This window comes from Kiloniellales bacterium, assembly GCA_030064845.1.
Classification (GTDB): Bacteria; Pseudomonadota; Alphaproteobacteria; order Kiloniellales; family JAKSDN01; genus JASJEC01.
The window spans coordinates 1-14576 of record JASJEC010000061.1; the positions used below are offsets into that span (position 1 = coordinate 1).

Sequence of the window (14576 nt, forward strand, 5' to 3'; positions counted from 1 at the left end):
GGCGTCGAGGCGGGGATCGCCCTCTACGCCTTCTTCCTGCTGATTTTCGCGCTCTACGCCGCAGACCTGTCGCTCGATCCCCGCGACGTCTGGCGGCGGGTCGAGGAGGCCGGATGACAGCCGCACCGACGACCGCAACGGCGAACGCGCTGATGTCCTGCGACTCCTGCGCGCTGCTCTGCCAGGCCGTGCCGGTCCCCAAGGGCGCGAAGCGGGTCTGCCCGCGCTGCGGCAGCACCCTGGAGCAGCGCAAGACCAATAGCCTGTCGCGCACCTGGGCGCTGGTGCTCGCCGCCTACATTCTCTACGTGCCGGCCAACCTGCTGCCGGTCATGACGCTGGTCTCCTTCGGCAAGGGGGAAGCGGACACGATCATGAGCGGGGTGCAGGCCCTGATCGACTCGGGCGACTGGCCGATCGCGCTGCTGGTCTTTCTGGCCAGCATAACCATTCCCGTCGCCAAGCTGATGGCGCTCACCTTCCTGTTGGTCTCGGTGCACCTGAAGTCGCGCTGGCGGCCGAAGGACCGGACTTTTCTTTACCGCTGCATCGAATTCATCGGGCGATGGTCAATGATCGACATCTTCGTGATCTCGATCCTGGTGGCGCTCATCAAGCTGGGGAACGTGGCGACCATCGAGGCGGGCTTCGGCGCCATCTGCTTCGCGGCCGTGGTCATCATCACGGTTTTCGCGGCCGCGTCTTTCGATCCGCGACTGATTTGGGACTCGCTGGAGGAGGTCGAGGACCATGACTGAAACACATGGAAAGGAGCCGCCCAAGGCCAGCCTGCCGAAGGTCGAGGACCGGTGGCACAGCCGGATCTCGGTCGTCTGGCTGATCCCCCTGGGCGCGGCCCTGATCGGCGGCTGGTTGGCGGTCAAGACGGTCAGCGATAAGGGTCCGTCGATCACCATCGACTTCGAGACGGCTGAGGGGCTCGAGGCGGGCAAGACCAAGATCCTCTTCAAGGGCCTGGAGGCGGGCCTGGTGGACGACATCCGCCCGACCGAGGACCTCTCCCGCGTCATCGTCTACGCGACCCTCAAGAAGGAGATGGAACCGCACCTGAACGACGGGGTGCGCTTCTGGGTCGTGCGTCCCGAGATCGGCGTCGGCCGGGTCTCCGGGCTGGACACCCTGGTCTCGGGGGACTACATCGCCTTCAAGCCGGGCAGCGGCGCGCCGACCCGTGATTTCAAGGGCCTGGACGAAGCGCCGGTCGAAGGGGGCGACGAAAGGAACCGGAAGTTCGTGCTCAAGACCGACAACCTCGGCTCGCTCGACCGCGGGTCGCCGGTGATCTACCGCGGCGTCACCGTCGGCAAGGTTCTGGATTACACCCTGCCCGACGACGACTCGCCCCTGACGGTCGAGATCATCGTGCACGACCCGCACCACAAGCTGGTGCGCGAGAACACCCAGTTCTGGAACGCGAGCGGCGTCACCTTCGACATGGGCAACCTCTTCGATGCCAGTCTCGAGGTCGAGTCCCTGAAGAGCCTGCTGGCGGGCGGCGTCGCCTTCTCGAATCCCAAGCAGCCGGGCGCCTCGGTGGAAGCGGGGACGACCTTTCCCCTGCTGAAGCGGAAACCCGCACAGCAAGACGTCGCCCCGGGGGACCTGCTGCTCGTCCTCAAATCGCCGAACCTGAGCTCGGTCAAGGCCGGCGACCCGATCCTCTATCGCGAGTTCCAAGTCGGCAAGGTGGTCGAGGTCGGCCTGGACGCCGAGGCCACGGCGGTCGATCTGAAGATCGCGATCGAGCGGGACTTCGCCCCGCTGGTCAGGACCAACACGGTGTTCTGGAACGCCAGCGGCATCCACGCGAACTTCAGCCTATTCAGCGGCGCCTCGGTCGACATCGAGTCGCTGCGCGCCCTGCTCGACGGCGGGATCGCCTTCGCCACGCCGGAGAAGGGCGGCGAGGCGGTCGCGCCGGGCGCCGTCTTCGCCCTGCACGACGGGCCGAAGAAGGAATGGCAGGCCTGGGCGCCGCATATCAGGCTGCACCCTTCGCAAGGCTCCGCCGGCAGGTCCGAGGACGGCGGCACCGCCAAGATCCTCTCGACCGGCGAGCAGTCGGGCAAGCCGGCGGGCGAGCAGGTCTCGTCCAGCGACCCGGAGGCGCCCGGGGTGACAGCCGAACCCGACGGCATGCCCGACACGGTCGTTCTGCCGGAACGGGCCAACGCCAGCGTCCTGAAACAGCAGCTCGCCGATCTCGGCTATAGCGGCATCGGCGAGGTCGAGAAGTCAGGCGCGATCTTTCACCTCGATGCGGACTGGCAGGGCCAGGCCCTGAAGCTGCGGGTCGATTCGCGCAACGGCCGGATCAGCGTCCTGGGTCGGCAGTAAGCGTTATCTGATCGCTTCCTCGAGTCGGTCGAGCGCGTTCGCCAGCCTGGCGCGGGGGCAGGCGATGTTGACCCGGGCGAAGCCGACGCCCTCTTCGCCGAAGGCGGGGCCACGGGTCACGGCCCATCTCGCTTGCTTCCTCAGAAACGCGGTCAGGTCGTCCGGCGCTAGGCCCAGCTGCCGCAAGTCGAGCCAGAGCAGGAAGGTGCCCTCCGGTTCGACCATCCGGACAGTGGCCAGGTCCTGCAGACGCTCCCTGACCAGGGCGACGTTGCCCTCGAGATAGGCGAGGGCCGCGTCGAGCCAGGGCCCGCCCTCTCGGTAGGCGGCCTCCATGGCGACGTTGGCGAAGGCGTTGTTCTTGTTCACCGTCAACCGGCTGTTCTCGGCCTGGAAGGCGGCGCGACGGGACTCGTCCGAAATGACGGTGAAGGCCGAGCAGCAGGCGGCGATGTTGAAGCTCTTGGCGGGCGACAGGCAGGTGATCGCGTTCGCGCCGTAGACCGGGCCGAGCGAGGCGAAAGGCGTGTAGCGGTAGCCGGAGAAGGTCACGTCGCCGTGGATCTCGTCGGAGACGACCAGGACGTCGTGGCGCGCGCAGATATCCCCCAACCGGCGCAGCTCGTCGGGACGCCAGACCCGGCCGACCGGATTGTGGGGGTTGCACAGAAAGATCATGCGCGCGCGCGGGTCGGCGGCCTTCCGCTCCAGGTCGTCGAAGTCCATGCGGTAGGCGCCGTCCTCGAGGACCAGCGGATTGGCGATCAGCCCGCGGTGGTTCTCCCGCAGGATGTCGAAGAAGTCGAAAAAGACGGGTGGCTGGACGATCACGCCGTCGCCTTCGCCCGTGAACAGCGAGGCGGCGATGGCGAGCGCATTGAGCACGTTGGGCGCGCGCAGGATGTGCCCCTCCTCGACCCGCCAGCCGTGGCGCGACCGCAGCCATCCGGTCAGGGCCGGGATCAGGCCGTCGGGCACGGCCTCGTAGCCGAAGACGCCGTGCGCCACCCGCCGCCGTAGCGCCTCGAGGACGGGCGGCGGCGCCTGGAAATCCATGTCCGCGACGCCGGCCGCGAAGAGATCGGCGCCGTCGGCCCCCAGCACCCGCGGGTGGACCTTCAGCGCGGGCACCAGACGGCGGTCGATCTCCTCGTCGAAGGAAAATGGCGCGCCGACAACGGTCACTGGCTTCTCCTCTCCGGACGCAGGTCTGTTCTTCCGATGACCCCCCTTGCTCTTCTTCAGAAATCGGGCGCCCTGAACAGGGTGTCGATCTTCTGCACGTCCTTGGTTGAGCTGGGTGCCTCTTCCAGGTCGTCGGTCGGGATGATGTTCCCCCAGTCGGTCCGCGCGCGCATCTCCTCGAGAACGGTATCCGGCACGACGTCGTTTATGTCCCGAGACTGCCAGCCGCCGCCCAGGGCACGGTAGGTGGCGATCAGGCCCTGGGCGATCCCGCTCTGCGCCTGGGTGAGCCGGTCCTGGCGTTGAACCAGATTTTGCTGCGTTGTCAGCACGCGCGTGTAGGTGGCCACGCCTTCGCTATACTGGAGGACCGAAAGCGTAACGGCCTTCTGGCTGGCCTCGACGCTCCTTTCCAGGATGTCGGTCTGTTCCTGGGCCTTCAAGAAGGACACGAGACCGTCCTCCACTTCCTGATAGGCACGCAAGACCGTATCCTGATACTCGGCGATCAATTGCTGTAGGCGAGCATCCTGCACCCGCACATTGTTGGTGATGCGGCCATAGTTAAGGAAATTCCATTGGATCGCCGGCCCGACGAAATAGGTGAAGCTGTCGGAATCCAAGAGATCGGTCAGCTGGGCGTTGTTGGAGCGAAAATCCGACGATCCGGCCGTCTGAAATCCGACGAAGCCCGCCAGAGTCACGCGCGGGTAGAGGTCCGCCTTCGCGACCCCGATCTGCGCGCTCTGCGCCGCCGCGTTCAGTTCCGCCTGACGTATATCGGGGCGGCGGCGCAGGAGGTCGGCGGGAATGCCGATCGCTACGTCCCGGGGCGCCTTCGGGATCGGCGCGTCCGGCGCCAAGATTCTGCGGATCTGGATCGGCGGCATGCCGAGCAGCGTCGCCAAGGCGTTCTCGGCCTGCCGCTGGCTCGCCTGGAACTCGGGAAGCGCCGAGCGCGTATCCTCCAGGAGCGCCAGCGCCTCCTGCAGATCCAGCTGGCTGACCGCCCCGGCGTTGTAACGGATCTCCGTCAAGCGGAGCGAGTCCTGCTGTATTGCGACATTCCGCCGGATCAGCCTGATCCGCTGTTCAAACTCGCGAATCTGAACATAGGTCGTGGCAACCTCGGCGGTCAGGATAACGAGGAGATCGTCGTAGTCCGCGATCGTCGCGCCAAGGCCTGAATCGGCCGACTCGATACTTCTTTGAAAACGGCCCCAGAAATCGATCTCCCAGGACGCGTCCAACCCGACCGAGAGATTATCGTAGCTGTTGTCGGCATCGGCCGAGTTCGGCGCGTTCTCGCTGATCCTCTCGCGCGAGTAGCCGGCCTCGAGCGCCTGGGTCTGCGGATACTGCTCACCGATGGCGATGCCGAGCTGCGCCCTGGCTTCGATAACGCGCAGACCCGCGGTCAGCAGATCCAGGTTCTGCCGGTAGGCGATATCGATTAGGCGGTCCAGAACCGGATCGTCGAACACCTTCCACCAGTCTGTGTAAACGACTTGCTGTCGCTTGACCCTGGCGTCCTCCTCCTCGATCCATTGCTCGGTCATCGGTGCGGCCGGCTTCTCGAAGTCCGGGCCGACCTTGACGCAAGCGGCCGGAGCCAGGGCCGCAACGGCGGCCGCGGCCAGGAACAGCGAGCGGCGACGCCGCCTGCGTTCGCTACCCGGCGGCATCATCCGCGACCCCTTGATCGGCACGTCCCGACATTTCCCCCAAGACCCCCACCATGTAGTCAAACGTTAACTGACGGCGGCAAAATCGCGCAACCGGCATAGGCCTTTCGACATTCGAGCCAGCTGGGGTAAAATGGCAACCCTCCGGAAGGAACTTGTTAGATCAGTTGCTTGCAGGTTGATCTCAAGACCGGTTAACAGGGCGGGATGGGCATGCCGAAACGTGAGAGCCGGGCCTTCGGGCCCCAAAACACCCGTATGAGGTGTATGCCCGGATCGCATCGGCTGACCGCCGTGGGTAAGGTCCTCGGCCTCGGCGCCGTCCTCCTCCTGGCAGCCGCCTGCGAGGAGGAGACGCAGATCGTCGAGGAGATTCGCGCGATCAAGACCTTCACCGTGGGCGAAGCGACAGGGGGTTACCTGCGCCGCTTCTCCGGCATCGTCCGGGCGGTCGACCGTTCGGGGCTGAGCTTCGAGGTCCCCGGCAACGTGCTGGCGGTCAACGTGGATATCGGCGCGACGGTCGAGCAAGGGGAGGTTCTCGCCGAGTTGGACAAGGAACCCTACGAGCTCGAGGTCCAGAAGGCCGAGGCCGAACTGGTCACCGCGCTTGCCAAGGTGAAGAACAAGAAAGCTGACTACCGGCGCGAGAAGTCGATCTTCGACCAGGGGGCGGGCACCCAGCGGCGACTGGACCAGGCCGAGTTCGCCCTCAAGGAGGCCGAAGCGGGTGTCGATTACGTCCAGTCCAAGCTCAATCTGACCAAACGTGACCTGCGCAAGACCGTCCTCTACGCCCCATTCGACGGCCGTATCGGTATCCGCAAGGTTGAGCCCTTCGTCGACGTCCGGCGCGGCCAGAAGATTTTCGAGATCGACGCCGAGGGCGAACAAGAGGTGGTGGTGGACATTCCCGAGACGGTTGTGCACCTGCTCAGCGTCGAGACTCCGGTTGAGGTGTCCTTTCCTACGCTCCCCGGTAAGACGACCGAGGGAAGAGTGACCGAGGTCGGAACGCTGGCGGCGGAAGGCAATGCTTTCCCCGTCAAGGTCCGGCTCTTGAAGCCATCACCCCAGATCCGCTCGGGCATGACGGCCGAAGCGACTTTCAAGCTGATATCGGATGATTACGGCGAGGGCTACGCGGTTCCGGGCAGCGCGGTGGAGCCCACGACAGAGGCCAGTCGCGGGTTCGTCTATATCTATCAGCCCGACACCTCCACGGTGAAGCGGACCCCGATCGAATGGGGCGGGGTGAAGCACAACATGGTTGTCGTTTCGAAGGGCGTGTCGACGGGCGACGTCCTGGCGGTGGCGGGCGTGAGTTTCCTCGCTGACGGCATGACGGTGAAGCTCATGGCCGAGGCCAAGAAGGCCCGGCCGAAAACGCTCGAGATCCAGTGAGGTGAAGCCGGCGAGCCGTGATCACTGATTTCGCACTGAAGAACTCCCGCACCGTCGTCTTTTCCATGCTGCTCGTGGTGCTGGCCGGCGCCTTGCTGATGACCCGGCAGCCGCGCCTCGAAGACCCCTTCATCACCATCCGCGAGGCTCTGATCACGACCAAGTTTCCGGGCATGGCGCCGGAACGGGTCGAGCGCCTGATCACCCGGGTGATCGAGGAACAGGCGCGCACCATGAGCGAGCTGAACGACATCTGGTCCACCTCCAAGCGCGGTGTATCGATCATTCACTTCGAGGTCGCCGACGAGGTGCCCTCGGAGCAGTTGCCGGCGACCTGGAAGAAGCTGCGCAACAAGCTTCACGACATCCGGCCCAGCCTGCCCGTGGGAACCATCGGCCCCATGGTCGACGACGAGTTCGGCGATACGGCCGTCGCGACCGTAGCGCTCTGGAGCGACGGCTTCTCCATGTCCGAGATGCGCGAGGTCGCCCGCAATACGCGAGAAAGCCTCGGCACCATGGCCGGCATCAAGAAGATCGACCTCTACGGCATCCAGGACGAAAGGATCTATCTCGATATCGTCAATGCCAAGATGGCCCAGTTCGGCATCGGCGTCCGGACCATCAGGGAGACCCTGCGGGCGCAGAACGTCACCCTGCCCGGCGGACGGATCGACGTCGAGGGCATCGAGGTCATCGTCGAGCCGACCGGGAACTTCGACGAGGTTTCCCAGATCGAATCGCTGCTGATCCCGATTCCCGGCACCCAGCGCACCGTTCCCCTGCAGGATCTCGCCACCATCCGGCGCGGCTATGTCGACCCGCCGGAGATGCCGGCCTATTTCGAGGGCAAACCGGCGATCGTCCTCAGCGTGATCCTAGCCGAGGGGATCAACGCGGTCGAGTTCGGCGGGCGCCTGTCCGCCAAGCTCGACGAGATCGAGCGCGGGCTGCCTCACGGCTATGTCCTGGATTTCGCGACCTACCAGCCCGAGCTGATCCAGAAGGCGGTCAACGGCGCCGTCGTCAACGTCATGCAGACCCTGGTCATCGTGCTGGTGGTCGTCATGATCTTTCTCGGCGTTCGCGTCGGCCTGATCGTCGGATCCTTCGTGCCGCTGGTGATGTTGATGGGCCTGGTCGTCATGGGCTTCATGGGGATCGAGCTGCAACGCATGTCGATCGCCTCCATGATCATCGCGCTCGGCATGCTGGTGGACAACGGAATCGTCGTTGCCGAGGACATCCGAACGCGCATGCAGCTGGGCGCGTCGCCCCAGGACGCGGCCGTGGGGGCCGGGCGTTCGCTCTCCCTGCCACTGCTGACCAGCACGCTGACCACCGTGCTGGCTTTCGCGCCGATGCTGCTGATGATCGGCCAGACCGGCGACTACGTGCTCTCGCTCGGCCAGGTGGTGACCATCCTGCTGGTCTCGTCCTGGTTCCTCTCCATGTACCTGACCACCAGCTCCTGCGCCTGGTTCATGAAGGCCGAGCCGGTCGCCGCCGATGAAGGCGAAGCCGATCCCTACCAGGGCCGGTTCTACCGGATCTACCGCGGCTTCCTGGAGACTTCCTTGAGGATGCGCGTCGTCGTCATCGGCGCCACGCTCGGGGCGCTCGCCCTGGCGCTCTACGGCTTCACCTATATCCCCAAGGTCTTCTTTCCACCGGGCGACCGGAACCAGTATCTCGCCTATCTCGATTTCCCGGCCGGTACCCGGATCGACCAGACCGCCGCCGCGGTCGAGGAGGTCACCGCCTGGCTGGAGGACGATAAGATCAACCCGGAGATCACCGGCACCGTCGCCTATGTCGGCAACGGCGGCCCCCGTTTCTTCCTTTCCCTGGCGCCGGACGATCCGGACCCGCACACCGCCTTCATCATCATCAACACGGAATCCAACCAGCAGGTGCCGGCCCTGGTCCGACGCACCCGGGACTACCTGCTGGACAACCAGCCGAACATCCGGGGCAGAGTCAAGGCCATGTGGCTTGGCGCCAGCGAGACCGGTCTGCTCGAGGTCCGTCTAAGCGGCCCCGGCGACGAGGTCTTGCGCGCCCAGGCCGACCAGCTCATGGCCGCGCTGCGCGCCGTTCCGGGCACCATCGACATCCGTCAGGATTGGAACAACCTGGTGTTCAAGCTGGTCGCCGAGGTCGACCAGGCCAGGGCTCGCCGGGCCGGGCTGACTTCCCAGGAGGTAGCCGATTCGCTCGACGCCTTCATTGACGGCTCGAGCACCACCGAATTCCGCGCCGGCGATACGGTCTTCCCCGTCGTGGTCCGCGGGATCGAGCAGGAACGCGAGGATATCGTCTCGATCCCGACCCTGGGCGTCTATTCGTCGACCAGCGAGAACAATGTGCCGTTGTCCCAGATCGCCGATCTCTACGGCATGGGCGAGGTGAATCAGATCCACCGCTACAACCAGGAACGGACCATCACCGTCAGCGCCAAGCACCAGACGTTGCCGGCCGGCGAGCTCATGGCCAAGCTTAAGCCTATCCTGGACCAGATGGCGTTTCCGCCCGGACACTACTGGGAGATCGGCGGCGAGCTCGAGGATTCCGCCGAAGCCCAGCAGAAGCTGTTCTACTGGTTCCCGGCCTGCTTCCTGCTGATCATCGCGCTGCTGATCTGGCAGTTCAATTCCTTCCGGCGCGCCGGGATCATCCTGATTACGATCCCCCTGATCGTCATCGGGGCGGTGGTCGGCATGCTGGTGATGCGGGCAGACTTCGGCTTCATGGTGATCCTGGGCCTCTTGAGCCTGGCCGGCGTGATCATCAACAACGGGATCGTTCTGATCGACAAGATCGAGGTGAACCGCTCCGAGGGGAAGAGCGACTACGACGCGGTGGTCATGGCTGCCGTCTCCCGCCTGCGGCCGATCCTGATGTCGGTCACCACGACGGTGCTCGGCCTGCTGCCCCTGATCCTCTCGGTCGACCCGCTGTTCTACGGCCTCGCCAGCGTCATGGCCTGGGGCCTCGCCGTCGGCACGGTCTTCACCCTGGTGCTGGTGCCGACCCTCTACACCCTGTTCTTCCGGGTCGAGATCCCGCGCGGCGGCGGGGCGCCGGCGCAGGCTGCGGCGGCACCGGCCTGACGGCACGGTCAACGCTCCAACAAAAAAGGGGCCCGGACGCTACGTGCGGCCGGGCCCCCTAGTCTGCAGGGGGAGATTCTTGCGGGCTACATGCTCTGGGCGCCGGTCCCGAACTCCGGGTAGGCCTCCATGCCCAGCTCGGTCTTGTCGAGGCCCAGCTGCTCGGCCTCCTCGTCGACCCGGAGGCCGATGGTGACCTTGAGCAGGAGCCAGACGACAGAGCTGGCGACCACCACGAAGGCGCCGATCGCGACGATGCCGATGACCTGGGTCACCAGGTCGCCACCGCCGAAGATGCCGACCGCCAGCGTGCCCCAGATGCCCGCCACCAGGTGGGCCGAGATCGCGCCGACCACGTCGTCGATCTTCAGCTTGTCGAGCAACGGCACGGCGATCACCACCAGGCCACCGCCGATCGCGCCGATGATGATCGCCATGAGGTGGTTCTGCAGGTCCGGGCCGGCGGTGATCGAGACCAGGCCGGCGATCGCGCCGTTCAGCGCCATAGTCAGGTCGATCTTCTTGTAGAGGATCTGGGTGAGCGCCATGGCGGCGACCACACCGGCGGCAGCGGCCAGGTTGGTGTTGACGTAGACGATCGCGATCGCCGCGACGTCGAGCGCTGAGCCAAGGGCGAGCTGCGAGCCGCCGTTGAAGCCGAACCAGCCCATCCAGAGGATGAAGGTCCCCAGGGTGGCGAGCGGCAGATTGGCGCCCGGCATGGCGTTGACCCGCCCGTCGGGGCCGTACTTGCCCTTGCGCGCGCCCAGGATGATCGCGCCGGTCAGCGCGGCCCAGCCGCCCACCGAGTGGACGATCGTCGAGCCGGCGAAGTCGGAGAAGCCCATCTCGCTCAGCCAGCCGGCGCCCCAGGTCCAGGAGCCCTGGATCGGATAGATGAAGCCGGTCAGCACCACGACGAAGACCAGGAAGGGCCATACCTTGATTCGCTCGGCCAGCGTGCCGGAAACGATCGAGGCCGCGGTCGCGACGAAGACCATCTGGAAGAACCAGTCGGACATGACCGAGTAGCCGTTGTCGGTCACCGCCGTGACCATCTCGGGCGTCGCCTCGTCCGCGTTGATCAGCGCGAGCTCGGCATCACCCGGGTTGTAGAGGAAGGAGAAGGAGCCGATCCAGCCGGCCACGTCGACGTACATCAGGTTGTAGCCGATCAGGTAGTAGAGCAGACCGGCGATCGAGTAGAGCGCCATGTTCTTCAGGCAGATCATGGCGGTGTTCTTGGTCCTCACCAGGCCCGACTCGAGCATGGCGAAGCCGGCGGCCATCCACATCACGAGGACGCCGTGTATCAGGAAGGAAAAGCTGTTGAAGACGAATTGCGACTCGGCCGTCACTTCTGCGCTGGCCGGTGCCGCGAAGAGGAAAGTCGCCAACCCCGCGGCAGCGGCGGGGAAAATGGCCCTGGGCAGTCCTTGCATTCTAGAGTCTCCCGAATCACTTACCAATCGAGGCCTGCGCGCGGTCGCCCGGGCCCTTCGCGGAGTCCCATACTCAAGTTCCGTGCCAATCGTGGTGCGGTGCAGCAAAGCGCGGCTTTGCGCGCTTTGCCGGCCTTGCTACAATCGAAACCGCAGCACGTTTCTGCCTAAAACACAGGCAGAACTCCGATACTGCATAGTTTTTAGGCAGAAAACGACCGGAGTGCGATGACAGGAACCAAAGCGACGCCGGACTGTGAGGTGCTGGTCGCCGGCGGCGGCATGGTCGGCCTGACCCTGGGTCTGACCCTGGCCGGCGCCGGGGTCGAGGTGATCGTGATCGACGGCGCCGATCCCAGCGATGCCCTGACGGCCGGTTTCGACGGCCGCTCCTCGGCGATCGCCCGCGGCTCGCAGCAGGCCCTGGCCGGCGCCGGCCTGTGGCCGGCCATGGCGCCGGAGGCCGAGCCGATCCGCGACATCCGGGTTTCCGACGGGCGCATCGGCCGCGCCGCTGCGTCGCTCTTCCTGCACTACGATCACCGCGAGGTGGCGGGCGGCCCGCTCGGCTTCATCATCGAGAACCGGATGATCCGCCGGGCGCTGCACGGCGCCGTGGCGGCGCGTCCTGGCCTGCGGCTGATCGCGCCCCGCCGGGTCGAGGCGGCCGAGGACGCCGGCGGCCGGGTCGCCCTGCGCCTCGACGACGGCGCGCGCCTCACCGGGCGCCTCCTGGTCGCGGCCGACGGCCGCGAGTCGGCGCTGCGCGCGGCGGCCGGCATCGCGGTCACCCGCTGGTCCTATCCGCAGCACGGCATCGTCTGCACCGTAACCCACGAGAAGCCCCACGGCGGCGTCGCCCACGAGCACTTCCTGCCGGCCGGCCCCTTCGCCGTGCTGCCCATGACCGACGGTGAGGACGGCAGCCACCGCTCCTCCCTGGTCTGGACCGAGCGGTCGGCGGTCGCGCCGGCCATGATGGCACTCGACGAGGCCGCCTTCGGCGCCGAGATCCAGCGCCGCTTCGGCGACTCCCTGGGCGCCCTCGCCCCCATCGGCGGGCGCTGGTGCTATCCGCTCTCCATGGTCCACGCCCGCAGCTATTTGGCGCCGCGCCTGGCGCTGATCGGCGACGCGGCCCACGCGATCCACCCGATCGCCGGCCAGGGCCTCAACCTCGGCCTGCGCGACATCGCGGCCCTGGCCGAGGTGATCGTCGACGCCCGGCGGCTCGGCCTCGACGTCGGCGGGCGCGACGTGCTGGCCCGCTACGAGCGCTGGCGGCGGCTCGACGCGGTCACCCTGATCGCCGCGACCGACGGCCTGAACCGCCTGTTCTCCAACGACAACCCGATTCTCCGCCTGGGCCGCGACCTGGGTTTGGCCGCGGTCGACCGCCTGCCGCCGGTCAAGCGCCTCCTGATGCGCCACGCCATGGGCCTGGTCGGCGACCTGCCCCGCCTGATCCGCGGCGAGGCGCTCTGAGCAGCGGCTTATGGGCGGAGTGGCGGACTGGGCGCCACACTCCCTCTCCCTTCCAGGGAGAGGGCCGGGTTGAGGGTTGTCGATGGCGGGCACCGAACGAGCCAGAAAACTGCGCCGAGCGAGTACCGATGCTGAGAGGCGCCTATGGTATGCGCTTCGCAATCGACAGATTTCAGGCCATAAGTTCCGCCGCCAGCATCCGATTGGACCTTACATCGTCGACTTCGTCTGCCCGGCTAAGAAACTGGTGGTCGAGTTGGACGGTAGCCAGCATCTCAGAAGCGTCGATTACGACAACAAGAGAACCGCGGAGATCGCCCGCGAAGGGTTTCGCGTGATCCGATTCTGGAACAACGAGGTCCTGTCCAATCTCGACGGCGTCCTGCGTGCAATAGAAGCGAATCTAATGAGCGGGTCGAACGCCCCTCACCCCGGCCCTCTCCCCGGAGGGGAGAGGGAGTCATGAGGTTCCGGCCCAGCAATGGATATGGAGCTAAGCCGCCTAAACCTCGCGCCCGAAGAGGTCGTCCTCGAAGGGGAAGGTGGAGAGCGGCGCGACGCCGGTCTCGGTGATCAGCACCTGCTGCTCCAGCTTGACGCCCTCGTCGCCGCCGAGCCGGCCCATGTAGCTCTCGACGCAGACCGTGGTGTTGGCCTCGAAGACGCCGTCGTAGCCGGCCCGGTCGAAATCCTCGAGGTAGAGGCAGGCGGGATACTCGTCGCACAGCCCGACGCCGTGGACCACCACGGAGTAGCGGTTGGGGGCGCAGTCCTCGGGCAGCTTCCAGGCCCGCTCGGCCAGCTCGCGGAAGCCGAGGCCCGGCTTCAAGAGCGCCGTGTTGTGCTCGATCTGCTCGCGGGCCTTCTTGTAGAGCCAGCGCTGCTCCTCGTTCGGCTTGCCGGCGCCGCAGAGGTAGGTCCGCGAGATGTCCGAGCAGTAGCCGTAGGGCCCGATCAGGTCGGTGTCGAAGGACAGGAGATCCCCAGCCTCGATCACCTTGTTGCTCGACTCGTGGAACCAGGGATTGGTGCGCTGGCCCGCCGCCAGCAGGCGGGTCTCGATCCACTCGCCGCCGTTGGCCGCGTTGACCTGGTTGAGGATCGCCCAGATCTCGTTCTCGGTCACGCCGGGCTCCAGGGCCTCGCGCATGCGCCCCATGGCCGCCTCGCAGACCGCGATGGAGGCGCGCATGCAGGCCAGCTCCTCGGCCGACTTCACAAAGCGGGCGTGCTCCATGACCTCCTGCCCGTCGCGGATCTCGATGCCGAGCTGCCTGAGGGCCTCGGCGCCTTCCGGGTTGCACTTGTCGATCGCCAGGCGCCGGTTGCCGCCGCCGTGGGTGGAGACCAGGTCGGCGATCTCCGCGGCCCAGCGCCGGGCCCGCTCGGCGATCCGGTTGCCGGCGCCGAAGTAGAACCAGTCCACCGCCGGGCGGACCTCGTCGATCGTCTCGAGGCCGGCCGAGAGGTGCGCGCAGTTGTGGAAGTCGAAGAGGGAGACCGGGCCCTCGGTGGGCACGAAGGCGTAGCGCACCGCATTGTGCAGGGTCCAGACCGCCATGTTCCGGCTGTCGGTGGCGTAGCGGATGTTGATCGGGTCGTAGAGGACGATCCCCGCATAGTCGTGGCGGCGCAGCTCTTGGCGGACCCGGCCGAGCCGGTAGGCGCGGAGCGCCGCCATGTCGACGTCGGGGAAGGACGCCAGCACGCCGCCGCCCAGGACGTGCGGACCGGATGGCTCGTTCATGGGCTCCGCCTCGCTCTTGTTCGACGCCCTAGGGCCTGTTGACACTCACGGCGCGCTTCTGGCGGGAGCGGATTTGCGCCGGGGCCAGGAGCGGGAGGCGCCGTGGGGTTGGGCCCCACGAGGCCTTCCGCGACGCCGCCCCGGCGCAAATGCGCCC

General features: G+C 66.5%; 10 protein-coding genes. 6 read left to right on the top strand and 4 right to left on the bottom strand.

Translation table 11 applies throughout. The annotated features are described in order from the left end of the window. Window positions 1-113 precede the first annotated feature (113 nt). A complete protein-coding gene (locus QNJ67_17695; GenBank protein MDJ0610814.1) occupies window positions 114-758 on the top strand; it encodes a paraquat-inducible protein A in 645 nt (214 codons plus the stop codon). Further along, entirely contained in the window at window positions 751-2358 is a 1608-nt protein-coding gene (locus QNJ67_17700) for an MlaD family protein (protein ID MDJ0610815.1), read from the top strand. Before QNJ67_17695 ends, QNJ67_17700 begins: the two co-directional genes overlap by 8 nt. Window positions 2359-2361: 3 nt before the next feature. Here the strand turns inward: QNJ67_17700 and QNJ67_17705 are convergent, their stop codons facing one another. Both QNJ67_17705 and QNJ67_17710 read right to left on the bottom strand, forming a co-directional pair. Next, on the bottom strand, window positions 2362-3543 hold the full coding sequence (locus QNJ67_17705; protein MDJ0610816.1) for a PatB family C-S lyase: 1182 nt from the start codon (window positions 3541-3543) through the stop codon (window positions 2362-2364). Window positions 3544-3599: 56 nt separating this feature from the next. Continuing rightward, window positions 3600-5231 carry an efflux transporter outer membrane subunit gene (locus tag QNJ67_17710; protein MDJ0610817.1) on the bottom strand — a complete coding sequence of 544 codons (1632 nt, stop codon included), beginning with the start codon at window positions 5229-5231 and terminating at the stop codon, window positions 3600-3602. A 264-nt stretch (window positions 5232-5495) separates the two neighbouring features. Between QNJ67_17710 and QNJ67_17715 the strand changes: the two genes are divergently transcribed. Further along, a complete protein-coding gene (locus QNJ67_17715) occupies window positions 5496-6632 on the top strand; it encodes an efflux RND transporter periplasmic adaptor subunit (GenBank protein MDJ0610818.1) in 1137 nt (378 codons plus the stop codon). Window positions 6633-6649: 17 nt separating this feature from the next. Then, window positions 6650-9745: an efflux RND transporter permease subunit gene (locus tag QNJ67_17720; GenBank protein MDJ0610819.1), complete on the top strand. Its 3096-nt coding sequence runs from the start codon at window positions 6650-6652 to the stop codon at window positions 9743-9745. An 86-nt stretch (window positions 9746-9831) separates the two neighbouring features. On the opposite strand, the gene amt is transcribed toward QNJ67_17720, so the two are convergent. After that, the gene (gene amt / locus QNJ67_17725; protein ID MDJ0610820.1) at window positions 9832-11187 is read right to left on the bottom strand and encodes an ammonium transporter; all 1356 of its coding nucleotides are present in this window, start codon (window positions 11185-11187) and stop codon (window positions 9832-9834) included. Window positions 11188-11415: 228 nt separating this feature from the next. Here amt and QNJ67_17730 point away from each other — a divergent pair, with 228 nt between their 5' ends. Both QNJ67_17730 and QNJ67_17735 read left to right on the top strand, forming a co-directional pair. Continuing rightward, window positions 11416-12672, top strand: a complete 1257-nt coding sequence (locus QNJ67_17730) for a UbiH/UbiF/VisC/COQ6 family ubiquinone biosynthesis hydroxylase (protein MDJ0610821.1) — start codon at window positions 11416-11418, stop codon at window positions 12670-12672. An 82-nt stretch (window positions 12673-12754) separates the two neighbouring features. Continuing rightward, window positions 12755-13138: an endonuclease domain-containing protein gene (locus QNJ67_17735; GenBank protein MDJ0610822.1), complete on the top strand. Its 384-nt coding sequence runs from the start codon at window positions 12755-12757 to the stop codon at window positions 13136-13138. A gap of 36 nt (window positions 13139-13174) precedes the next feature. Here the strand turns inward: QNJ67_17735 and QNJ67_17740 are convergent, their stop codons facing one another. Continuing rightward, on the bottom strand, window positions 13175-14419 hold the full coding sequence (locus tag QNJ67_17740) for a Xaa-Pro peptidase family protein (protein MDJ0610823.1): 1245 nt from the start codon (window positions 14417-14419) through the stop codon (window positions 13175-13177). Window positions 14420-14576 lie beyond the last annotated feature (157 nt).